This window comes from Nonomuraea sp. NPDC052116 (genome assembly GCF_040680035.1).
Classification (GTDB): domain Bacteria; phylum Actinomycetota; class Actinomycetes; order Streptosporangiales; family Streptosporangiaceae; genus Nonomuraea; species Nonomuraea angiospora_A.
Map to the genome: position 1 here is coordinate 91,257 of NZ_JBFAWA010000045.1, position 23,264 is coordinate 114,520.

The 23,264-nt window shown below is 70.5% G+C and carries 19 protein-coding genes; 13 read left to right on the forward strand and 6 right to left on the reverse strand.

Annotated elements, in window-relative coordinates; genetic code table 11:
• Positions 1–4 precede the first annotated feature (4 nt).
• The 10 genes from AB0L65_RS53995 to AB0L65_RS54040 all read left to right on the forward strand — a co-directional run bounded on the left by AB0L65_RS53995 (position 5) and on the right by AB0L65_RS54040 (position 14,686).
• Positions 5–907: a sugar ABC transporter permease gene (locus tag AB0L65_RS53995; RefSeq protein ID WP_357732290.1), complete on the forward strand. Its 903-nt coding sequence runs from the start codon at positions 5–7 to the stop codon at positions 905–907.
• Entirely contained in the window at positions 904–1,668 is a 765-nt protein-coding gene (locus AB0L65_RS54000) for a carbohydrate ABC transporter permease (RefSeq protein ID WP_364263850.1), read from the forward strand. The genes AB0L65_RS53995 and AB0L65_RS54000 overlap by 4 nt, the downstream gene beginning before the upstream one ends.
• Entirely contained in the window at positions 1,661–3,496 is a 1,836-nt protein-coding gene (locus AB0L65_RS54005; RefSeq protein ID WP_364263853.1) for a beta-L-arabinofuranosidase domain-containing protein, read from the forward strand. Before AB0L65_RS54000 ends, AB0L65_RS54005 begins: the two co-directional genes overlap by 8 nt.
• A 99-nt stretch (positions 3,497–3,595) precedes the next feature.
• Positions 3,596–7,507 (forward strand): Ig-like domain-containing protein, encoded by a 3,912-nt coding sequence (locus AB0L65_RS54010; protein WP_364263856.1) that lies wholly within the window; start codon positions 3,596–3,598, stop codon positions 7,505–7,507.
• Positions 7,508–7,663: 156 nt separating this feature from the next.
• Positions 7,664–9,694: a sensor histidine kinase gene (locus AB0L65_RS54015; RefSeq protein ID WP_364263859.1), complete on the forward strand. Its 2,031-nt coding sequence runs from the start codon at positions 7,664–7,666 to the stop codon at positions 9,692–9,694.
• A gap of 54 nt (positions 9,695–9,748) precedes the next feature.
• Positions 9,749–10,444, forward strand: coding sequence for a hypothetical protein (locus tag AB0L65_RS54020; protein ID WP_364263862.1), 696 nt, complete (start codon positions 9,749–9,751; stop codon positions 10,442–10,444).
• Positions 10,441–11,316: a LysR substrate-binding domain-containing protein gene (locus AB0L65_RS54025; protein ID WP_364263865.1), complete on the forward strand. Its 876-nt coding sequence runs from the start codon at positions 10,441–10,443 to the stop codon at positions 11,314–11,316. The genes AB0L65_RS54020 and AB0L65_RS54025 overlap by 4 nt, the downstream gene beginning before the upstream one ends.
• A 71-nt stretch (positions 11,317–11,387) precedes the next feature.
• A complete protein-coding gene (locus AB0L65_RS54030) occupies positions 11,388–12,572 on the forward strand; it encodes a site-2 protease family protein (RefSeq protein ID WP_364263868.1) in 1,185 nt (394 codons plus the stop codon).
• 105 nt (positions 12,573–12,677) lie between these two features.
• Complete coding sequence (locus AB0L65_RS54035) at positions 12,678–13,286, forward strand: dihydrofolate reductase family protein (protein ID WP_364263871.1); 609 nt, start codon at positions 12,678–12,680, stop codon at positions 13,284–13,286.
• Between the two features lie 107 nt (positions 13,287–13,393).
• Entirely contained in the window at positions 13,394–14,686 is a 1,293-nt protein-coding gene (locus AB0L65_RS54040; RefSeq protein ID WP_364263874.1) for an ArsB/NhaD family transporter, read from the forward strand.
• Here the strand turns inward: AB0L65_RS54040 and AB0L65_RS54045 are convergent.
• From AB0L65_RS54045 to AB0L65_RS54060, 4 genes are all read right to left on the reverse strand, one after another.
• On the reverse strand, positions 14,679–15,137 hold the full coding sequence (locus tag AB0L65_RS54045; protein ID WP_363970295.1) for a nuclear transport factor 2 family protein: 459 nt from the start codon (positions 15,135–15,137) through the stop codon (positions 14,679–14,681). The two genes, AB0L65_RS54040 and AB0L65_RS54045, sit on opposite strands and share 8 nt — an antisense overlap.
• 66 nt (positions 15,138–15,203) lie before the next feature.
• A complete protein-coding gene (locus AB0L65_RS54050) occupies positions 15,204–17,438 on the reverse strand; it encodes a xanthine dehydrogenase family protein molybdopterin-binding subunit (protein WP_364263877.1) in 2,235 nt (744 codons plus the stop codon).
• A 54-nt stretch (positions 17,439–17,492) separates the two neighbouring features.
• Complete coding sequence (locus tag AB0L65_RS54055) at positions 17,493–18,464, reverse strand: xanthine dehydrogenase family protein subunit M (protein ID WP_364263880.1); 972 nt, start codon at positions 18,462–18,464, stop codon at positions 17,493–17,495.
• Positions 18,461–18,958 (reverse strand): 2Fe-2S iron-sulfur cluster-binding protein, encoded by a 498-nt coding sequence (locus AB0L65_RS54060; protein WP_364263898.1) that lies wholly within the window; start codon positions 18,956–18,958, stop codon positions 18,461–18,463. The genes AB0L65_RS54055 and AB0L65_RS54060 overlap by 4 nt, the downstream gene beginning before the upstream one ends.
• A 116-nt stretch (positions 18,959–19,074) precedes the next feature.
• Here AB0L65_RS54060 and AB0L65_RS54065 point away from each other — a divergent pair, with 116 nt between their 5' ends.
• Together AB0L65_RS54065 and AB0L65_RS54070 are read left to right on the forward strand one after the other, a co-directional pair.
• Entirely contained in the window at positions 19,075–19,782 is a 708-nt protein-coding gene (locus AB0L65_RS54065; protein ID WP_364263883.1) for a TetR family transcriptional regulator, read from the forward strand.
• Positions 19,783–19,790: 8 nt separating this feature from the next.
• A complete protein-coding gene (locus AB0L65_RS54070) occupies positions 19,791–20,546 on the forward strand; it encodes a DUF429 domain-containing protein (protein ID WP_364263886.1) in 756 nt (251 codons plus the stop codon).
• On the opposite strand, the gene AB0L65_RS54075 is transcribed toward AB0L65_RS54070, so the two are convergent.
• Both AB0L65_RS54075 and AB0L65_RS54080 read right to left on the reverse strand, forming a co-directional pair.
• Entirely contained in the window at positions 20,538–20,999 is a 462-nt protein-coding gene (locus tag AB0L65_RS54075; RefSeq protein ID WP_364263889.1) for a hypothetical protein, read from the reverse strand. The two genes, AB0L65_RS54070 and AB0L65_RS54075, sit on opposite strands and share 9 nt — an antisense overlap.
• Positions 20,996–22,402, reverse strand: a complete 1,407-nt coding sequence (locus AB0L65_RS54080) for a hypothetical protein (RefSeq protein WP_364263892.1) — start codon at positions 22,400–22,402, stop codon at positions 20,996–20,998. The genes AB0L65_RS54075 and AB0L65_RS54080 overlap by 4 nt, the downstream gene beginning before the upstream one ends.
• A 205-nt stretch (positions 22,403–22,607) precedes the next feature.
• On the opposite strand from AB0L65_RS54080, the gene AB0L65_RS54085 reads away from it, so the two are divergent.
• A partial coding sequence (locus AB0L65_RS54085) for an MFS transporter (RefSeq protein ID WP_364263895.1) occupies positions 22,608–23,264 on the forward strand: 657 nt, incomplete at its 3' end.

Consider the following 23,264-nt stretch of genomic DNA (forward strand, 5'->3'; position numbering starts at 1 on the left):
GACGATGAACCGAACCGGGCGGCGGGCGGCGCACTCCGCGCCTTCCGCCCGGTGGCGGAGCAGGAAGGTACAGGGCTGGCTGTACACGGCTCCGACGGCCGTCATCGTGGGCGTGCTCTTCATCGCGCCGCTCGTGCTGGTCGTCTGGATGTCACTGAACCGCTGGCCCCTGCTCGGTCAGGCCACGTTCAACGCCCCCGACAACTACCTCAAGATCGGCGACAACCCGCTCTTCATCGACGCGATCCTCTTCACGCTCAAGTACACGGCCATCACCACCGTCCTGCTGTCGGCCGTGGCGCTCGGTCTCGCCATGCTGGTGCAGGACCGCAAGCCGGGCATCGGCTTCTTCAGGACCGCGTTCTTCCTGCCCGGCGCCGTGGGCTTCGCCGCCGCCGGTCTGCTCTTCTACGGGATGCTGAACAACGACTTCGGCCCCATCGACCCCCTGCTCCAGACGCTGCACATCACCAGCGAGCCGGTCAAGTGGATCGGTACGCCGAACATGGCGCTGTTCTCCACGATCACCCTGGTGCTGTGGCGCTTCGCCGGGTTCAACATGCTCATCCTGCTGACGGGCCTGCAGGCCATCCCGACCGAGGTGTACGAGGCCGCGAGGAGCGACGGCGCGAACCGCTGGCAGATCTTCACCAAGATCACGCTCCCGCTGCTGCGCCCGACGCTGGCGCTGATGCTGATCCTCAGCGTCACCGGCTCGCTGCTGGCCTTCGACCAGTTCTTCGTCTTCACCAACGGCGGCCCCGACAACAGCACGGTCTCGATGGTCATGGTCGTCTACCGCGACGCGTTCTTCCGCTTCGACCTCGGCGGCGCGGCGGCGCTCTCGGTCGTCCTGCTGGTCGCCCTCGTCGGGCTCAACACGCTGATGATGCGGAGGCTGCGATGAGCCGTTACCTCACGCTGTCCGCCCTGGCGGTGCTCTTCCTGTTCCCCCTGGTGTGGAGCGGTTACGCCTCGTTTGAGGAGCCGGGCAACTACCTGGAGATGGCCCGCTTCGGCGAGGGGATCGGCACGTACGCGACCAACAGCGTGCTCGTCTCGGTGATGACGGTGGCGGGCACGCTGGTCGTCTCCGCGCTCGGCGGTTACGGCTTCGCCCGCTTCGACTTCCCCGGCAAGAACCTGCTGTTCCTGGCCACGCTGGCGATCCTCATGGTGCCGTACGCGACGATCCTGATCCCGCTCTACGTGCTGCTCGGCTACCTCGGCCTGCAGAACTCCCTGGTCGGGCTCTCGCTGGTGTTCGTCATGTTCCAGCTGCCGTTCGCGCTGTTCATGATGCGCAACGCGTTCGAGGCGCTGCCGCGCGAGCTGGAGGAGGCCGCGCTGGTGGACGGCTGCGGCACGTTCAGGGCGTTCGCCAGGATCCTGCTGCACGCCGTGCGGCCCGCGCTGATCACGGTGGGCCTGTTCGCCTTCCTGGCGTCGTGGAACGACTTCTTCGCGCCGCTCATCCTGCTCAACGACGGCGCGTCGTTCACCCTGCCGGTGGCCGTGGTCAGCATGACGCAGCAGACGTTCGGCGCCATCGACTACGGCATGCTCCAGGCCGGCGTCATGGTCATGGCCTTCCCCTGTCTCATCCTCTTCATCGTGCTGCAGCGCCACTACGTGCGCGGATTCATGTCAGGAGCTCTGCGTGGCTAACCCTGTCCTGCCCTCATCGGGCGCCCTGTCCCCCCTCGGCCTCGACGCGGTACGGCTGCTCCCCGGCTTCTGGGGCGACCGGGCCGCGCTCAACCGCGAGGTCACGATCGCCCACTGCCAGGAATGGGAAGAGCGAGAAGGCTGGATCGGCAACTTCCGGGGCGAGCGGCCCCGCCGGGGGCGGGAGTTCAGCGACTCCGAGATCTACAAGCTGCTGGAGGCCATGGCCTGGGCCGACCACCCGGCGCTGCCCGAGCTGGCCGAGACCGTGGCCCAGGCCCAGGAGGGCGACGGCTACCTCAACACCCGCTGGTCCGGCAGCCGCTACACCGACTTCGAGTGGGGCCACGAGCTCTACTGCTACGGGCACCTGATCCAGGCCGGGGTCGCCCGCCTGCGCATGCACGGCGAGGACCAGCTCACCCAGGTCGTGATCAAGGCCGCCGACCACGTGTGCCGCCGCTTCATGGAGGGCACCCAGACCTGCGGCCACCCGGTGATCGAGATGGCCCTCGTCGAGCTCTACCGCGTGACCGGCACCGAGCGCTACCTGGAGATGGCGCGCCGCTTCGTCGAGCGCCGCGGCCTGCCCGCGCTCGCCGACATCCCCTTCGGCCGTATCTACTACCAGGACGACATTCCGGTCAGGCAGGCCCAGGTGTTCCGCGGGCACGCGGTGCGCGCGCTCTATCTCGCCTCCGGCGTGGTGGACGTGGCGGTCGAGACCGGCGACCAGGAGCTGCTGAAGGCGATCGAGTCCCAGTGGGAGCGCACGGTGGCCCGGCGTACCCACCTGACCGGCGGCATGGGCTCGAGGCATGCCGACGAGTCGTACGGCGAGGACTACGAGCTGCCGCCGGACCGGGCCTACAACGAGACCTGCGCGAGCATCGCCTCCGTCATGCTGGCGCACCGGCTGCTGCTGGCCACGGGCGACGCCCGGTACGCCGACCTCGCCGAGCGCACCCTGTACAACATGCTCGCCACGGGGGTGGCGCTGGACGGCAAGTCGTTCTTCTATGCCAACCCGCTGCAGGTGCGGGTGCCGGCGGTGCCGCTGGAGGGGGTCAACCACGCCGCGGAGGGCGGGCTGCGCTCGCCCTGGTTCGACGTGTCCTGCTGCCCGAACAACATCGCCCGCACGATGGCCTCGCTGGCCGCGTACGTGGCCACGACCACCGCGGACGGGATCCAGATCCACCACCACACGCCGTCGGAGATCCGGCACGACGGCCTGGCGGTACGCGTGGAGACCGGCTACCCGTGGACCGGCTCGGTGAGCGTGCGGGTGCTGGAGGGCGGCGAGGGCCGGATCGGGCTGCGCGTCCCCGCCTGGGCCACGGACGCCACGCTCGCCCACGTCCCGGCGTCCTCGCCGGAGGCGCCGCTGGCGGAGAGCCCGGCGGTACGCCCGGTGGATCCCGGTTACGCCTACGTCGAGGGGCCGTGGCGGGCCGGTGACGAGATCCGGCTGGAGCTGCCGATGGCGCCCAGGTGGACGATGCCCGATCGGCGGATCGACGCGCTGCGGGGGAGCGCGGCGGTGGAGCGGGGGCCGCTGGTCTACTGCGCCGAGTCGGTGGCCGACGAGCCGGCGCTGGGCGACCTGACCGCGCGGGTCCAGCCGCCCGTGGAGCACCACGAGGCGGACGGCGTGGTGGAGCTGGAGGTGGAGGCGTCGCTGGGCGCCGGCGCCGGCAACGGCTGGCCGTACGCGCCCGCCTCCGACGGGCAGGCGGGTGGCGCCGACGTCAGGCTCCGGCTCGTGCCCTACCACCGGTGGGGCAACCGCGGCCCCGCGACCATGCGTGTCTGGCTACCGATCTAGGAGAGGCAAGTGCGTAAACCGTTGGTGTGCTTAGCTGTGTTAACGCTCACAGCTTCGCTTGCCGCGTCACCTTCGTACGCCGCCCAGGACGACCTGGGGATGCCGGTGTTCACGGGCGCAGACCCGGTGCCCGCCGAACCCGTGGCGTACCACCCCCGCAAGATGATGGAGGAGATCTACAAGAAGGAGAAGGGCGGCGACTCGTACTGGATCGACCGCATGCTGGCCCGTCCCGGCGACGATCCGGCGGGCCCGTGGTTGATGACGCGCGGGCGGGCGCTGTTCATGAAGGAGCACGATCCCTCGGTCATCGGCTTTGGTGGGTTCGTGGCGTATTGGGAGAGCATCGACAACCGCGGCGCGTACGAGGTCTCGCTGGGCACCCAGCTCGCCGAGGACGTCTCCAAGCGCCTGCAGATGCCCAGCCACTGGACCGGGCAGTACACAGGTGACGGCCTGTCGGTCGGGGTGAAGAAGTTCATCACCCACGAGAACGTGGCCGTGACGACGCTGGAGATCACCAACACCGGGTCCGCGGCGCGCTCCGTGCCGATCACCGTGACCTCGCCGTACACCAGGACGCCCGACGGCGACCGCGAGCTGACCGGGACCGTCTGGGCCAAGAACAAGCTGACCACGATCTTCCCCCGGCTCAGCGGTGACGGGCTGAAGGTCTCCGACGGCACGCTCAAGGGCTCGCTGACGGTCGAGCCGGGCAAGACCGTGCGGACCAAGGTGCAGATGGGCTTCGTCACCGACGAGCTGCCCGGGTCGCGGGCCGAGTACGACGGCTACAAGGGCCGCTCGCCACAGGACGCGCTGCGGCGCCAGCTCCAGGACTACAACGCCTGGTGGGCCGAGAACCTGCCCTACATCGACGTGCCCGACGAGAACATCAAGAAGTTCGTGTACTACCGCTGGTGGCTCATGCGCTTCAACTTCCTCGACGCCGACATCCCCGGGAACGACTTCCAGTTCCCCACGTCGGTCGAGGGCGCGCTGGGCTACAACAACGCGATCGTGCTGACCGTGCCGATGTTCGTGCAGGACCTGAAGTACCTGCGGGACCCGATCTACTCGTACGGGCCGTGGGTGTCGGCGGGCGAGGTCTCGCGCAACTCCAAGTACACCGACAACCCGGGCGACCCCGAGAACTGGTCGAACAGCTACACGCAGTACATCTCGGCCTCGGCCCTGGAGAGCTACCAGATCCACGGCGGCCAGCCGTCGATCCTGCGCAACCTGGCCCGCTACGCCGAGAAGGACGTGTACGGGCAGCTCAACGCCTACGACTCCAACAAGAACGGGGTCATCGAGTACGACCGGGAGTACATGACCGGCAACGACGCCGACGCGGTGTCGTTCCACTACTACGGGCGGGCGAACGAGCGGCTCGAAGGCGCGTACGTGTACGCCAACGCGATGGCGGCGGCGCAGGCGTACGAGCTGACCGGCGACACGGCCAAGGCGACCGAGATGCGCGGGGTGGCCGACAAGGTCAAGAACGGCATCCTCACGCTGCTCTGGGACGAGCAGAACAAGCTGTTCAAGCACCGCGACCTCCAGACGGGCAACCTGATCCCGTGGAAGGAGTCCAACAACTACATCCCGTACGCCACCGGGCTCGTGCCGACGGACGACCCGAAGTACCGGGAGGCGCTGCGCCTGTGGACGGACCCGGCGGAATATCCGATCTTCCCGGCGTACACCGCCAACCAGAAGGACAAGGCGGAGGCCGCGGCCGCCGGTAACCCCGGCTCCAACAACTTCTCGCAGATCAACTCCACCCGGAACTTCGCGCTGTTCTCCAAGGCGCTGCGGCAGTACGCCTCGCCGTACATCACCGCCGACCAGTACAAGCAGCTCCTGTACTGGAACGCCTGGTCGCAGTACGTCGGCGGCGACACCCGCTACCCCGACGCCAACGAGTTCTGGGCCGACTGGAACCAGAGCACCAAGTCCATCGGCTACCGCTCCTGGATCCACCACACGATCCTGGGCAGCAGCAACTGGACCGTCATCGAGGACGTCATGGGCCTGCGCCCGCGTTCGGACGGCAAGGTCGAGCTCTGGCCGGTGGACATCGGCTGGGACCACTTCAGCGTCAACGGCGTCAACTACCGGGGCCGTGACCTGACCATCGTCTGGGACAAGCCGGGCGACGGCACCAAGCACTATGCCGGGATGCCCGAGGGGTACTCGATCCTGATCGACGGCAAGCGCAAGGTCACCCTGTCGGGGCTGGCGCACGCCGTCTGGGACCCGGCCACGGGCAAGGTCGAGGGCGGTCAGGTCGTGTACGCCGAGAAGGCCGCCTCGATGAAGGCCCCCGCCCAGGTCGAGCTGACGGGCGACCGCGTCGAGGACCTGTTCCAGAAGGCCGGCGTGGACCTGCGCTCCACCCGCCCGAACCTGGTCAAGTCCGCCACCGCCTCCCACGGCGACCCGGCCGGCGCGGTGGACGGCTTCACGATCAACGAGCCGTACTGGGGCAGCAAGGGCTCCGGAAACGCTCAGGACTGGCTGGCGGCGGACCTCGGCTCGGCCCAGAAGGTCGACCAGGTCAAGCTGTACTTCTCCAACGACCGCAAGGCGGCCGGCTACCGCGAGCCTGCCTTCTACACGGTGCAGTACCAGGACGGCGACACCTGGAAGGACGTGCCGGGCCAGGCCAGGAAACCGGCCCACCCGCGGGCCAACCTCAACGTGGTCCGCTTCCCGGCGGTCACGACGCAGAAGCTGCGGGTGCTGGTCACGCACCAGCCCGGTTACGCGACGGGGCTGAAGGAGGTGCAGGCGTACCTGACGGGCGCCGGCGCCGGCCCGGTCGCCAACAAGGCGCCGTCCGTGGTGGTCGTGCCCGACCCCACGTTCAGCCGCCCGGGCCAGGCCAGGTTCGACGCGGTGGTCAAGGACGACGCGTTGCCGTCGGGCAGGCTCACGACCCAGTGGGCCAAGGTCGACGGGCCCGGCGAGGCGTTCTTCACCAACCCGACGGGCACCGACACGGTGGTCTCGTTCTCGGAGGCGGGCGCGTACCGGCTGAAGCTCACGGCCACGGACGGGGAGAAGAGCAGCTCCACGACCGTGACGGTGACCGCGACGCCGCAGGCCGCGCAGGTGAACGTGGCGCCCAAGGCCACGCCCACGGCCTCCTACACCTCGCCGTGGGAGAAGGTCACCGCGATCAACGACGGCATCGACCCGCCGCGCTCCAACGACGGCGCCAACCCGCGCTGGGGCACCTGGCCGCAGCAGGGCACGCAGTGGGTGCAGCTCGAATGGCCGTCGGCGGTGCGGGTCAACAAGAGCGACGTGTACTTCTTCGACGACGGCGGCGGCGTGCGCGTCCCCGCCTCGTGGAAGATCCAGTACTGGGACGGCGACTCCTTCGAGGACGTCACCGGCGCCGCCTCCTACCCGAAGGCGGCGGACGCCTACAACACGGTCGCGTTCGACACCGTGACGACCTCGAAGCTGCGCGTCCAGCTCGAGGCCGGCGGGGCGTCGGTCGGCCTGCTGGAGGCCAAGGTGTACGAGGTCCCGCCGGACTCCGTGCGCCCCGTGCACGTCCCCACCCTGGCCGGCACGCTGCCGAAGCTGCCCGCCACCGTGGAGACCCTCTACGCGGACGGCACCCGCAGCTCGGCCGCCGTCACCTGGCAGCAGGTGACGCCCGACCAGGTCAAGACCGGCGGCACCAGCTTCACGGTCGTCGGCCTGGCCGAGGGCGTGCGCCAGCCCGCCCAGGCCACCGTGTACGTCCGCACGACCTCGGCGGTGACGATCACCTCGATCGCCGAGGAGGCCGTCGCCACCCGGGCCGGGGTCGCTCCCTCGCTGCCCGGGACCGTCGTGGCGACGTACAACGACGGGTCGAAGGACGGCTCCGTCGAGGTCACCTGGGAGGCGATCAGCCCTGACAAGTACGCCCAGCCCGGCACGTTCACGGTGAACGGTCAGGTGGCGGGCACGACGGTCGCCGCCAAGGCCACGGTTACCGTCGGGTAGCACCGATGCTCCCTGCCCTGGCTCAGCGGCGATCGCGGGTCAGGGCAGGGCCCCGCGGATAACGTCCCGGAAACGCCGTACGGATTCATCCCGATTAAGGGGTCATAATCCTCTTCTACGGGAGGCGTGCCGGGGATCGGAGAGGCGGAGCGCGGGATGGCTGGGGGATTCGCCGAGGTCGCCGATGACGAGAAGCCGGCACGGGGGGTGAGAGTCGCCTCCGTGACCATGGCGGTGGTGTCGCCGACCCTCACCGTGGTCGCGCTGCTGATCTGGGCCGGACTGCCCGAGGCGTGGACGCCCGAGCGGACGGTGTCCCCGCAGACGGCCGCCGCGCTGACGTTCCCCGCCGTCGGCGCGTTCCTCATCTTCCACCGGCCCCGCCTCAACCTGGCGTGGCTGATGTGCGCGGGCGGCCTGGCCGCCGCCGTCAGCGACTTCGCGCAGGCGATGATGTTCCACGCCGCCGCCGGCGGCGACCTCGTCCTCGCGGGCTACCTGCGGCTGCCGGGCCAACTCGGCTGGGCGGTGTGCGGCGTGACGCTCACGATGGTGCTGCCGCTGTACTCGCCCGACGGCCGCCTGCCCTCGCCGCGCTGGCGCCTGGCCCTGGCGCTGGGCGTGGCCTCCATCACGGCCGACTTCCTGCGCGCCGTGTTCCGCGTGCCGGGGCCCGTCGAGGCGTACCCGTACCCCCAGGTCATCCCGAACCCGCTGCAGATCCCCGCGCTGGCCCCGTACGCGCCGACGGTCTCGGCGATCGCCTGGACGGGCATCTACGTCGCCATGGCGCTGTCGGCGCTGTCGCTGACGGTGCGGTTGCGGCACGCGGACTCCGTCACCAGGCGGCAGATCGGCTGGCCGCTGCTGGCGTTCGCCGGCTACATCGTGTTCCTGGTCGTGGCCGCGTTCGTGCCCGCGCTCACGTGGATCGCGTTCGGCTGGGCGGCGATCATCCCGGTCGCGATGGCGTTCTCGGTGATGCGGTACCGGCTCTACGGCATCGACACGGTGATCAGCCGGGCGTTCGTGGCCGCCGGCGTGGTGGCCGTGGTCAGCGCCGTCTACTTCGGCGCGGGCGCGCTGTCCGGCCTGCTCGTCTCCGGGTACGGCCAGGTGGCCGGGATCGCCGCCGCGCTGTTCGCGGGCGCCTTCTTCCAGCCGCTGCGGCGGGCGCTGCAGCAGGCCGTGGACCGGCTCCTGTACGGCGCCGTCGGCGACCCCGGCGTGCTGGCCGAGCGCCTGACCCAGGCGGTCCGGCGCGGCGACCCGGCCAAGGCGCTGACCTCGGTGGTGAGCGTGCTGCGCGACGGCCTGGCGGTCGAGGGCGTCGCCGTGGAGGTGGCCGACGGCGAGCCCCGCTACGTGGAGAACGGCCGGGTGGGCCCGATTCCCCGCGAGGTGCCGCTGGTCTGGCACGGGGAGCGGGTCGGCCGCCTGCTCGTCGGCCCGCCGGGCCCGCGCCGCTTCCCCGCCGCGCACAACGAGCGGGTGCTGGCCACGCTCACCCCGTACGCCGCGGACGTGGCCCACGCGGTGCGGATGGCGGCGGACCTGCAACGTTCCAGGGAGCGCATCCTGACGACGAGGGAGGAGGAGCGCCGCCGCCTGCGCCGCGACCTGCACGACGGGCTCGGCCAGACGCTCTCGGCCATGGCGATGACCATCAACATGGCCAGGCTCAGCCTCAAGAAGTCCCCGGAGGCCGCCGACGAGCTGCTACGGGAGCTGCACACGGGCATGGGCGCGGTCACGGGGGACATCCGCGAGCTCGTGTACGGCCTGCGCCCGCCCGCCCTCGACGACCTGGGCCTGGTCCGCGCGATCGGCGACCTGGCCGGGCAGTCGGCGCCGCCGGCGGAGGTCGAGGTGCAGGGCGAGCTGTCGGAGCTGCCCGCGGCCGTCGAGGTGGCGGTCTACCGGATCATCCAGGAGGCGCTCACCAACGTCCGGCGGCACGCCCAGGCGTCCAGCTGCCGGATCGTCCTGCAGCGGGAGCGGTCGGTGCTGCGCGTGCTGATCGCCGACGACGGCAAGGGGATGCCCGAGGAGCATCGTGCGGGCGTGGGGCTCGGCTCGATGCGCGAGCGGGCGGCTGAGCTGGGTGGGATCTGCGTGGTCGGCGGTGAGCCCGGGGCCGGGACGCGCGTGGAGGTCATGCTGCCGTTCATGAGTGTTCACTCATGATGTTCGCGCAGCTCAGTATTGGTGTTCATACCTTGGCCCCCGCATAGTGGGCGCATGAAGTCCTCGCTGAAGGTCGCGGTCGTCGGGGACCGCGACAAGACGTTCGTCCCGCACGTGGCCACCGACGACGCGCTGGGCCACGCCGCCGATCACCTGGGAATCACGGTCGAGGCCCGCTGGCTGGCCACCGAGCCGCTCGAATCGGATCTGTCCGGCGTGCGGGCCGCCGACGTGCTGTGGTGCGCCCCTGGGAGCCCGTACCGCAGCCTGCGCGGCGCGCTGGCCGCGCTCCGGCACGGTCGCGAGCACGGCGTGCCCACCCTGGGGACATGCGGTGGCAGCCAGCACATGGTGATCGAGTACGCCCGCCACGTGCTCGGGTTCGAGGACGCGCAGCACGCCGAGTACGACCCGTACGCGTCCAACCTGTTCATTTCCGAGCTGACCTGCTCCCTCGCGGGCCGGACCATGCCGGTCACGCTCACGCCAGGCTCCACGGTGGCGGCCCTGTACGGGGAGAGCGAGGTGAAGGAGCAGTACTACTGCAATTTCGGCCTCAACCCGGCCCACCAGAGCGCCCTGCACGAGGGCGGCCTGCGCGTGACGGGCGTGGACGACAGCGGCGAGGCCCGGGTGCTGGAGCTGCCCGGCCACCCGTTCTACCTGGCCACGCTCTTCGTGCCGCAGACGAGATCGCTGCCCGGACGGCCGCACCCGCTGGTCGTGGGGTTGCTGGGCGCGGCGCTATGACGTTCACGCAGCTCAGGATCCTGCTGGCGGTCGCGCGCACCGGCAACATGACCCGCGCCGCCGAGGAGCTGAACACCACGCAGTCCGCGGTCAGCCACGCCCTGCGCGGCCTGGAGAGCGAGCTCGGCCTCTCCCTGCTCGTCAGGGGGAGCCACGGGGTGAGCCTGACCGGCGCCGGGCGGGCCGTCCACCGCCGTGCCACGCTCATCCTCACCCAGCTCGAAGCGCTGGAGCAGGAGGTGGCCGCGGCGCGCGGGGCGGACACCGGCAGCCTGCGCGTGGGCGTCATCCCCAGCGCCAACGCGCGCCTGCTGCCGCGGATCCTGCGGCTTTACGGTGAGTCGCACCCGCGCGTGCGGCTCACCGTGATCGAGGGGTCGGACGGGGAGGTGCTCGACTGGCTCAGGACCGGCGCCGCCGACGTCGGCACCCTCACGGCCGGCGCCGTGCCCGCCGACGTGGCGGGGCTGGTCACGCGCCCGCTGGCCACCGACCGGATGCTGGCCGTCCTGCCCAGCGGTCACGCGCTGGCCGAACGTGCTTCCGTGCCGGTCGCCGAGCTGGCCAGGCACCCGTTCATCATGTCGACGGGCGGCTGCGAGCCGCTGATCACGGCCCTGGCTCGGGCGGCGGGGACGAGCCTGCGCTGCCACTACCGCGTCCGCGACACCGGCAGCATCCTCGCCATGGTCGCCGAGGGGCTCGGCGTGACCGTCGTCCCCGAGCTGTCGCTGCCCGCCCACCACCCGGGCGTCCACGCCGTCCCTCTCGAACCGGCCTCCGAGCGCACCATCCTGCTGGCCCTCCCGGCCGACCCGCTCCCCGCGGCCACCGCGTTCGCCGAGCTGGCGGGGCTGCTCGGCACTTCCTGAACAGCGCTTGAGCTGCGCTTTTGCGGGCAGGGTGCCTTTGAGCGAACAAATCAAGCCGCAGGGGAGGCGAGATGCGTTCATCCATCCCTCTGGGCCGCATCGGGGGCGTGCGGGTGGGGCTCAACATCAGCGTGCTGGTGATCGTCGCGATCCTGGTGTTCGGGCTGGGCTTCGGACGGTTCCCCGCGGTCTTCCCCGGCTACCCGCGGGCCGCGTACGTGCTGGCCGGGCTGGCGGCGGCGGTGCTGTTCATGGCCTCGCTGCTCGCGCACGAGCTGGCGCACGCGCTCATGGCCCGGCACGAGGGCGTCGAGGTGTCGCGGATCACGCTCTGGCTGCTGGGCGGGGTCGCGGAGCTACGCGGCGAGCCCCGGTCGCCGGGCGCGGATCTGAAGATCGCCGTGGTGGGGCCCGCGACGAGCCTGCTGGCCGGCGTGGTGTTCGGGGCGATCGCCTTCTTGGTCTCCGGGGCGGCGCTGCTGGGCGGCATGTTCGCCTACCTGGCCGGGGTGAACGCGCTCCTCGCCATCTTCAACCTGGTCCCGGCCGCCCCGCTGGACGGCGGGCGGGTGCTGCGGGCGATCCTGTGGGCGCGGTGGCACGACCGGGCGCGGGCGGCGATCGCCGCGGCCCGGGCCGGGCGCTGGTTCGGATATGTGCTCATCGCGATCGGCTTCCTGCAGGTGGTCACCGGGCGCAGCTTCGACGGGCTGTGGCTGGCGCTGATCGGCCTCTTCCTGGTGAACGCCGCCAGCGCCGAGGAGCAGCAGACCCGGCTCGGCACCGCGCTGCACGGGGTCCGCGTCGCGGACGCGATGTCGGGGCACCCCGTGGTCGCCTCGCCGGACGAGACCGTGTCCGGCCTCATCGACCGGGTCGTGATGCGGCACCGGCTGTCCACGTATCCGCTGGTCACCCCGGACGGGACCTTCGCCGGCCTGGTGACGCTCAACCGGATCCGCCGGGTCGAGCCGGAGCACCGGGACACGACCCGGCTCGCCGACATCGCCTGCCCGCCGGCGGAGGTGCCGCGGGCCCGGCCCGACGAGCCGCTGACCGACCTGCTGGCCAGGATGGAGGGGAGCGCCGACGGGCGCGCGGTCGTGCTCGACCCGGCCGGGCGGCTGATCGGCCTGCTGACCCCCACCGACATCAGCCGTACCATCCAGATGGCGGACCTGCGCGCCACGCTGTCGGGGCCGCGCGGCGCCGATCTCGCCCCGCCGTACCACGGCCACCACCGCGACGCCGCGTAGGCCTTAGGGAAGCCGTAAGGAATCCTTAAACGCTGTTCGCCAGGCTGAAGCCACAGAAAGACGGCAGGGCCCGCAAGGCCCACACGGCGAGATGGAGTGGCGACAATGGCGAGCAAGCTGGTGGTTTCGACCTTCCTGTCCCTTGACGGCATCATGCAGGGCCCCGGCGGGCCCGGCGAGGACGACTCCAACGACTTCCCGCACGGCGGCTGGCTGCCGCCGTACGTGGACGAGGGGTTCGGCCGCATCATGGGCGAGCAGCTCGAACGGGCGGACGGCATGCTCCTGGGCCGCCGGTCGTACGACATCCTCTCGTCGTACTGGCCCGACGTGCCCGACGAGGAGGGCGGCGCCAAGATCAACGGCATGCCGAAGTACGTCACCACGAGGACGCCGATGACGGCCGAGTGGCGCAACACGCAGGTGCTGGTGGGTGAGGCGGCCGAGACCGTGGCCGAGCTCAAGAAGAGCACCGATGGCGAGATCCTCGTCCAGGGCAGCAGCGACCTCCTCCGCACGCTGCAGCGGGCCGAGCTGATCGACGAGTACCGCCTGCTGGTCTTCCCCGTCATCCTCGGCGAGGGCAAGCGGCTCTTCGCCGAGGGGACCGCTCCGGCCGGGCTGAAGCTCACCGGATCGACCGCCACCGACGCCGGCGTCGTGTACGTCACGTACGAGTGGGCCGGCAAGCCCTCCTACGGTGCGGTCGCATAGTGCGGCTTTGACGCATTTTGATATGTTCCTGATGGGTGTGCCGGGAAGTCTGGTCGGCGATCGTGCCGTCGTTCCCGGAGGTCGCCCCTCATGCTCATCGAGTCGCCATGACCGCCACCGCCTGGGTGGCGGTGGCCGCCTTCCTCTTCGCGTACACGCTGATCGCCACCGAGAAGGTGCACCGGGTCGCGGCGGCGCTCGGCGGGGCGGGGGTCATGCTGCTGATCCACGCCACCGACGGGAGCGCGGCGTTCTTCGACGAGCACACCGGGATCGACTGGAACGTGATCTTCCTGCTGCTCGGCATGATGGTCATCGTCGGTGTCCTGAAACAGACCGGGATATTCGAATATTTGGCGATCTGGTCGGCCAAGCGGGCCCGCGGGCAGCCGTTCCGGCTCATGGCGCTGCTGATCGTGATCACCGCCTCCGCCTCCGCGCTGCTGGACAACGTCACCACCGTGCTGCTGATCGCCCCCGTGACGTTCCTGGTGTGCGAGCGGCTGGCGCTGCCGGTGGCGCCGTACCTGATCGCCGAGGCCATGGCGTCCAACATCGGCGGCGCGTCCACGCTGGTCGGCGACCCGCCGAACATCATCATCGCCAGCCGCGGCGGCCTGACGTTCAACGACTTCCTCGCGCACCTGGCGCCGCTGATCGTCGTGCTGGTGGTGGTGTTCGTCGGGCTGTGCCGGTGGTTGTTCAGGGCGTCGTTCAGCTACGACCCCGAGCGGGTCGCGGAGATCATGTCGCTGAACGAGCGGGAGGCCATCGCCGACCGCAAGCTCCTGTGGCAGTCACTCGCCGTGCTGGCCCTGGTGCTGGCCGCGTTCGTGCTGCATCCCGTGCTGCACTACGCGCCGTCGGTCGTGGCGCTGCTGGGCGCGGGGGTGCTGGTGGCGGCCACCAGGGTGACGGCCGAGGAGGCCATCCGCGAGGTCGAGTGGCCGACGCTGGTGTTCTTCGCGGGGCTGTTCGTCATGGTGGGGGCGCTGGTGGAGACCGGGGTGATCGGCCAGATCTCGAAGGCCGCCTCCGAGGTCACCGGCGGCCGGCTCGGCCTGACCACGATGCTGCTGCTGTGGGTCTCGGCCGGGTTGTCCGCCGTCGTGGACAACATCCCGTACGTCGCCACCATGAGCCCCATCGTGGCCGACCTCGTCCAGGCCAACGGGGGCAACGGCCCCGCCCAGGTGCTGTGGTGGGCGCTGGCCATCGGGGCCGACCTGGGCGGGAACGCCACGGCCGTCGGGGCGGCGGCCAACGTCGTCGTCATCGGCATCGCCGCCCGCAACGGCACCCCGATCAGCTTCTGGCAGTTCACCAAGTACGGGCTGGTCGTCACGCTCGTGACCGTCACGCTGTCGGTGCCGTACCTGTGGCTGCGCTACCTCATCTGAGCGGCAGCACGTCCACGCCTTGCTCGTCGTCGCCGCGCGGCCCGAAGATGCGGCGCTCGCTCTCCTCGATGCGCACGTCGTTGATGCTCGCCTCCCTGCGCCGCATCAGCCCCGACTCGTCGAACTCCCACTGCTCGTTGCCGTAGCTGCGCCACCACTGCCCGGAGGCGTCGCGGCACTCGTACTGGAACCGGACCGCGATGCGGTCGCCCAGCACGCCCCACAGCTCCTTGCGCAGGGAGTAGTCCAGCTCCCGTTCCCATTTGCGGCGCAGGAAGTCCCTGATCGCGTCGCGGCCGGTCACGAACTCGTCGCGGTTGCGCCACACCGAGTCCTCCGTGTACGCGAGCGCGACGCGGTCGGGGTCGCAGGTGTTCCAGGCGTCCTCGGCGGCCTGCACTTTGACGCGCGCGGTCTCCTCGGTGAACGGCGGGACAGGCGGACGTGACATGGTCGTCTCCTCAGTCTCGATCACGTGGTTCCACCGGTGCCTTCCCACCGAGGAGACGACGCAAGCTCACAGCGGGAGCAGCTTGTCGAGCGTGATCGGCAGGTCGGTGACGCGTTTGCCGGTGGCGTGGCGCACGGCGTTCGCCACGGCCGCGCCCACGCCCGTGATGCCGACCTCGCCCACCCCGACCAGCCCCAGCGGCATCGTCGGGTCCGGCTCGTCCAGGCAGTGCACGTCGATGCGCGGGACGTCGGCGTGCACGGGCACGTGGTAGTCGGCCAGGCTCGCGTTGACGATCCGCCCGCTGCGCGGATCGACCAGCGCCTCCTCCGACAGCGCCAGGCCGATGCCCATCACGATGCCCCCGCGCAGCTGGCTGGCCACCGTCTTCTCGTTGATCACGGTGCCGACGTCGAACACGCCCGTCCAGCGCGAGACCCGTACCTCGCCCGTGTCGCGGTCCACCCGCACCTCGCAGAAGTGCGCCCCGCTCGCGGCCTTCACCCACCGGCGGCGGTCGCGCACGGTCTTCGCCATGAACCTCAGCATGCCGCCCCCGGCCGCGGCCTCCAGGTGGTCGCGGCCCGCCCGGGCCAGGATCGCCGCGTACGTCTCGCCTCTGGACCCCTGGTAGAGGCCGCCGTCGCGGGCCTGCGGATCGCGCACGCCGCGCAGCGGGGAGTCCGGCGACTTGCGCGCCAGGTCGAGCGCGGAACGCCGCAGCTTGCGGCAGGCCTCCAGCACGCTGGCCGCCGCGCTCGCCGTCTGCCCGGAACCGCCCGCCATCGGGCCCGCGGGGAGCTCGGAGTCGCCGATCTCGACGCGTACCGACTCCAGCGGCACCCCCAGCTCGTCCGCGGCGATCTGCGCCTGCACGGTCGCCGCGCCCACGCCGATCTCGTGCAGGCCGCACCGCACCACGACCCCGCCGTCCGCGCCCAGCCGCACGGTGACGCTCGCCGGGAGCTGGAACGCCGGGTGGTACGCCGACGCCACCCCCATGCCGACCAGCCACCGCCCGTCGCGCATCGAGCCGGGCCGCGGATCGCGCTCACGCCACCCGAACCGCTCCGCCCCCACCTCGTACGCCTCGCGCAACATCCGGTGCGCGAACCGCTTGCCGTCCATCGGGTTACGCGCCGGCTCGTTGAGCATCCGCAGCTCGATCGGATCCATGCCCAGCTCGCAGGCCAGCTCGTCCATGGCCGATTCCAGGGCATAGGTGCCGATGGACTCGCCCGGGGCCCGCATGAACGTGTTGGAGATCAGGTCGAGCTGGACGAGGCTCTGGCGCAGGCGGATGTTCGGGGAGTCGTACAGGTGCCGGGAGGCCGAGGTGATCTGCTCGCCGCCGCCGCCGACCCGGGCCGTCCTGGCGACGCTGGTGTGGATCAGCGCGGTCAGCTTCCCGCCGGAGTCCGCGCCCAGCGCGACCCGCTGGGTGCTCGGGGTCCGGCCGCCGACCGTGTGGTAGACGCCCGCCCGGGTGAGCGCCAGCCGTACCGGGCGCTTGGTGGCCCGGGCGGCCAGCACGGCGAGCAGCGTGCCCGCCCACACCGAGCCCTTGCCGCCGAACCCGCCGCCCACGTAAGGGGACAGCACGTGGATGTTCTGCTCGGGAACGCCGAACCGCTGCGCGACATGGCTGCGCAGCCACGTGATGCTCTGCGTGCTCTCGTGCAGGGTCAGGCGGTCGCCGTCCCACACGGCGGTCGTCGCGTGCGGCTCGATCGCGTTGTGGTTGTGCGGCGGCGTGGTGAAGCGCAGGTCCACCGAGACCGCTGCGGCCGCCAGCGCCGCCTCCGCGTCCCCCTTGTCCGCCGCCGCCGGCATCAGCGCGTTGCCCTTCTGCGGGGTGGCGTTCGGCTCCTCGGCCGCGAAGTCCACCACGGCGGGCAGCTCCTCGTACGTGATCCGCACCAGGCCCGCCGCGTGCCGCGCGGCCTCGGGCGACTCGGCCACCACGACCGCCACGGGCTGGCCGTTCCAGTGCACCTCGTCCGTGGCCAGGTAGTTGACCGACGTCCCGATGACCATCGTGCTGAGGTTCAGCAGGCTCCGGGAGGGCGGGGGCTTCATGGCGGGGGCGTTCTCGTGGGTGAGGACCTCGATCACGCCCTTCGCCGCGCGGGCCGCGTCCGCGTCGACGGCGGTGATGCGGCCCCGGGCGATCGTGGAGTGCACGAGGGCGGCGTGGGCGAGGTCCGGATAGTCGTGCTCCGCCGCGAAACGGGCCCGTCCGGTGGTCTTGTCCCGGCCGTCGAGCCGGTCGACGGGGCGGCCGACGTACTTGATGCTCATGCCGGCTCCCTCAACGTCTCGATGCTCATGCCGGGTCCCTCAACGTCTTGATGCTCATGCCAGCTCCCTCAGCGTCGCCACGATCGTGGCCCTGGCCAGGTCCACCTTGAACGCGTTGCCCGGCTGGACCGTCGCGGGCGCCAGCTCGGCGTCGGCCGCGCGGCCGAACGCCTCCTCGGTCGCCGGGCCGCCGACCAGGACCCGTTCCGCTTCGTGGGCCCGCCACGGCTTGGTCGCGACGCCGCCCAGCGCCAGACGGACCGCCGTCACGGTCCCGTCCCGCACCTCCAGCGCCGCCGCCACCGAGACCAGGGCGAACGCGTACGACGCCCGGTCCCGCACCTTGCGGTAACGGGAGTTGGCCGCGACCGGCGCGGGCGGCAGCTCGACCGCCGTGATCAGCTCGTCTTCGGCCAGCGCGTTCTCGACCTGCGGCGTGTCGCCCGGCAGCAGGTGGAAGTCCGCCAGGGGGATCCGCCGCGTGCCGCGCACGCTCCGCACCTCGACCGTGGCGTCCAGGGCGGCCAGCGCCACGCACATGTCGGACGGATGCGTGGCGATGCAGCTCTCGCTCACGCCCAGGACCGCGTGCCCGCGGGTGAACCCGCCGAGCGCGTCGCAGCCGCTGCCCGGCTCGCGCTTGTTGCAGGCGTGCGCCTGGTCGTAGAAGTAGTTGCAGCGGGTACGTTGCAGCAGGTTGCCGCCGACGGTGGCCATGTTGCGCAGCTGGGGGGAGGCGCCGGCGAGCACGGCCTGCGACAGGACCGGGTAGCGGGCGCGGACGCGGCGGTCGGCGGCGAGCGCGCTGTTGCGTACCAGCGCGCCGATCCGCAGGCCGCCGCCGGGCAGCTCGTCCACCTCGTCGAGCGGCAGGCCGGTGAGGTCGACCAGCGTTTCGGGATGTTCGATGCCCTCTCGCATGAGGTCGACCAGATTCGTCCCTCCGCCCAGGAACTTGACGGAGGGGCCGGCGGCCTGCAGGGCCTCGTCGATGTCGAGCGGCTTCACGTACGCGAACGGCTTCATGGCGCCTCCTGCGCGGCGACGTCCTTGATGGCGTCGAGGATGCCGTTGTAGGCGCCGCACCGGCACAGATTCCCGCTCATGCGCTCCCTGATCTCGTCATCGGTCAGCTCGATGCGATCCGTCGTGGGGGTGACGGCACTGGGCATGCCGGCGGCGTGCTCGGTCAGCATGGCGACGGCCGAGCAGATCTGGCCCGAGGTGCAGTAACCGCACTGGAACCCGTCATGGCGCACGAACGCCTCCTGCATCGGGTGCGTGCCGTCCTCGCCCTTCGCGATCCCCTCGATCGTGGTGATCTCCTTGTCCGCGTACTGCACGGCCAGGGCCAGGCAGGCGTTGATCCGCACCCCGTCCGCGAGAACCGTGCACGCGCCGCACGCACCCTGGTCGCAGCCCTTCTTCGGGCCGGTCAGCCCGAGGTGGTCGCGCAACGCGTCGAGCAGGCTGACCCAGGGCTCGATGTCGAGGGTCCGGGTGACGCCGTTCACCCGCATTCGTAGCTCTGTCACACGTTTCTCCCCTCCGTAGGATGCCGACGCTAACAGAACGGTGTTTCCTTAACAAGAGAACGTCGTCCTCTAAAGTCTGGTCACCTATGCTGGAGCGCGACATGAAGCGGGCATTCGTCCGGGCCAGGCGGCCGGAGCACAAGCAGCAGCGGCGCGAGGAGATCCTCGCGGCCGCCCGCGATCTCGCCATGGCCTCCGGGGTTCGGAACGTCAGCCTGGGGGCGGTCGCGGAGGCCGTCGGGCTGGCGAAGTCCAACATCATGCGCTATTTCGGGACTCGCGAGGAGATCTACCTGATCCTGGCCGCCGACGAGTGGGACCAGTGGGCAGCGGCCGTAACCGCCCGCCTCGAAGCCACACCGGGCGGGGTCGCGTCGGGTGGGGCCGCGTCGGGCGGGGTCGCATTGGGCAGGGTTGCGTCGGGTGGGGTCGCGTCGGCGCTCGCGGAGACGATCGCGGACCGGCCGCTCCTGTGCGACCTCCTCAGCCAGACCGCGACGACCCTGGAGCACAACGTCTCCGTCGAGGCGGCCCGCACGTTCAAACGCGCCATCCATGCCGTCATCGCCGACCTGGGCGAGCAGGTCGCCCGAGTGACCGGCTTGACGGCCGGCGAGGGAATGGAGCTGGTCGCCGCCGCCACCGCCCTGGCCAGCGTCCTCTACCCCGTCGCGAACCCCTCGCCGGTGCTCGCCGAACTCTACGCCCAGGACCCCGACATCGCCGCGACCTGCCCCGACTTCATCCCCACCCTCGTCCGCGCCCTCAAGGCACTCCTCGCCGGCCTCCCCACGCTCAGAGAGGACTGAGCCCGGGGATGGTGACGGTCGGCGTCGATCTCGCCGCGGAGGCGGTGCGAACCGCGGTGGCCTGGCTCGACTGGTCGCCCGGACGCGCGCGGCTCGTCAGGGTGGTGGCCGGGGCGGACGACGCCCTGATCGTCGAGGCGGTCATGGCCGCGGACAAGGCGGGGATCGACTGCCCACTCGGCTGGCCTGACCGGTTCGTCGACTTCGTCACCGCCCACCGCACCGGTCACGTCCAGGTGCCGCCGGGCCTGGCAGGCCGGGCCTGGCGGCGCGACCTGGCGCTGCGGGTCACCGACCAGGTCGTACACCAGCAGACCGGCCTGACCCCGCTGAGCGTGTCGGCCGACCGCATCGCGCACGCCACCATGCGCTGCGCCGCCCTCCTGGCCGAGCTCGCACGAAGGGGCCGTCCGGTCGACCGGAGCGGCGCCGGGGCCGTCGTGGAGGTCTACCCCGCAGCCTGCCTGAAGCAGTGGGGCCTGCCGCACCGCGGCTACAAGCGCACCGCCAACCTCGCCGAGCTGGGCCACCTCGTGGACCGGCTCCAGGAGGAGGCGCCATGGCTGGACCTGGGCGAACACGAGCCCCTCTGCCGAGCCTCCGACCACGTCACGGACGCCGTCGTGTCGTCCCTCGCCGCCCGCGCCGCAGCCCTGGGCCTGGTCACCGTACCGACGGGGGAGCAGGCGAGCGCGGCGACCACGGAGGGCTGGATCGCCCTGCCCACCACACCCCTGAACCGCCTCGTCGCGGCTTCACCGTGAAGAAACGCTGATCGGGTCGTCCGCGTTGATGACGAAGGCGTTGAAGTCCCGCTCCGCAGGGAGACAATCGGGCGGTAGTTTGACGCCTCCGGGCCGATTCGATGCCCAGTCGGCCGATCCGCCTCCGGCGATGATCGTGTCACCCTCGACCATGCGTCCCGCGGTAGGGGCCTGCACGCCGCGTTTCCCGCCATGGATCAGCGGGCGGGTGCTCCTCGGCCACACCGGCAGCATGCTGGGACCGCTACGGAAATCCAGTCTCAGGCATTTGCTCCGCGGATCGTAGGCCAGCGTGGCCTCCACTTGCATCTGCATGCCGGACGAGAAGTCATGGACGACGATCACCGGATCGGTGCCGATGACCTGAACGGTGTCGCCGGCGTCGCACGCGGTGGCGGCGAAAGCCACGCCCGCGAGCACCACCCGGATCCTGAGCGATGCCGATCCCGTCATCGTCGATAGATCTTCCACTGCGCGCCAAGGGCGGTGGGCACGAGATACGCAGGGGTGAAAGCCGAGGTCTTGGGCTCCAGGCGGTTGGGGCTGTAGGTGCCTTGGTGGAATCCCCAGGCCGTGCCCCCGTAATACCATGGCCCGCCGCTGTCGCCACGTTCGGTGATACGCGTCGCCATCACGACCAGCCCTCTGACGGGCCGCCCGTCGGGGTCGTCGATGAACTCGTTGATCGATTTGACGGTGCTGCAGCCTGCCCCGGTGCTGATTCCGAACTTGCAGATGAGCTGTCCGCGGAAGGGGCTCGTCCCCACGCTGTCGACATACCGGCTGCTCTGCCAGTCGGAGTAGAACGTCCGAGTGGTGATCATGCTGCCGGACGTGAGCCGGGCGAGGTCGTAGTTCGCGGCGACCGCTGCGCGGGAGATGGTCGTCGAGTCACCTTGGACGGAGTGATTGCTGTAGATGAGTGTGCTCAACGCACAGTGGCGGGCGGACGCGGCGACTCGAACGGTCACGCTGGTGACGGAGACCAGGTTGAACCCCGAGGTGCAGCCGGAGCGGGAATCGCCAGGCCGTTTGAGATGGCCGCCGCCCCGCAGGTATCTGTCCTCCGGAATCATTTGTGCGCCGATGCCTGATTCGAGCTTTATGGTGATGGCTGGATTGGCCGGCGGGGGCAGCCGGAGATCGGCCACCATGTTTTTCCTGGTTTCCTCGTTGAAACGCACGCCGAGGGTTATGCGACCTGTGTCCATGTCATAGCGGCCCTGAACCTGGCGTATTTCCGGCCGTGCGCGCAGCGAATCATGGGCTTCTTCCATGACCTCTACCAGCTCTGATTCCGAGAATCCCTTACGGCCTTGGAGTTCGACCTCGACCGGCAGCGTCCTGGCCAGTGTCACGGCTTCGTCGGGCACCTCGTTCTTGAACCCGATGCGGACCTTCGTGGCACCCTCCACGAGGGCGATCCCGGAGAGCTCTCCGGGGTGGGTCAGAAGGAGTCGCTCGCCGATCTCGTTGAGTCGGGGCTGCCAGGCGTATCGGTCGATGGCCTGCTCGTAGGACATGCCCAGGCTCTTGGCGGCGAGTCGCAGGTCGATGAGCTCCACCAACGGCAGATCGTCGATGAGGATGTCGGGATACGTCACGGGGCCGTCCGGCGTGTCCGCGGTCATGCGCGGGTTCCTGGCCGCGTACCTGTCGATCGCCTGGGCGAGGGTGATGCCGTCGCGCCGCGCCGACGCTTTTATCCGACCAAGAACCGGCCGCTTCATCCGAGGTTGGTCAGCCTTTTCGAGAGTGATGATGTCGGCATGACTTGCGAGAGGTCGTACGGCCATCGAAAGAAGTGCCACAGCGAGTAAACCGGCGACTCCGGCCGCCTTGCCTTTTGCGCTCATCTTGGCACCTTGGATATCCCTCTTGATGCGGATAGGCCCAGTAACAGGCCTGGGCGGCCACGGTGTCAAGCAGCTATACAAGTTGCCTACGGGAACGTATCAGGCAGACGGACACCGCGTCGGGTCGCGTGGAGCACACCCGCATCGCTCCGGAAGAGCAATATCACTGACGTTTGATGTCAGTGATAATGCGGAGACTGTGCGCATGCCCGTTCAGATCCCTCATCGCACGACCATGCGGCTGCTCATCGCCGCGGCCTTCACCACCGCGCTCGGCAACAACGTCCAGCTCATCACCGGGGCGCTGCTGCTGGCCAGGGAGCAGCAGACCATGATGGCCGTGGGCTGGTTGTTCATCGCCGTCGCGCTGCCGCAGGCCGTCCTGTCCCCGTACCTGGGACGGCTCGCGGACCGCCTGGATCGCCGCGTCCTGTGGATCGCCTGTGACACGGTGAGCGCGATCGTGGCCCTCGGCCTGCCGCTGTGGCTGGCGGCGGGCGGCGCGGCCGAGGCCGGCATCTACGTCGCGAACTTCGCGCTCGCCCTGGTCAGCGCGATCTTCGTACCGGCGAGCGCGGCGCTGATCAAGGAGCGGGTCCCCGGTGGCACTGTCCTGCGCCGGTTCAACGGCCGCTACGAGATGGCCACCCAGGCCGGGATGCTGCTGTCCGCCACCGTCGGCGGGCTCGCCGTCCAGGTCTTCGGCGCCGTCCCCCTGCTCGTCTTCAACGCGGCCACGTTCGCCGTTTCCGCCCTGTGCGTGACCTCCGTCGGCCGTACCCGGGTCGACGTCGTCACCACGTTCCAGATGCCGGGCTCGGGCATCGAGGGGTTCACCCGCAAGGCCATGATCATCGCGAAC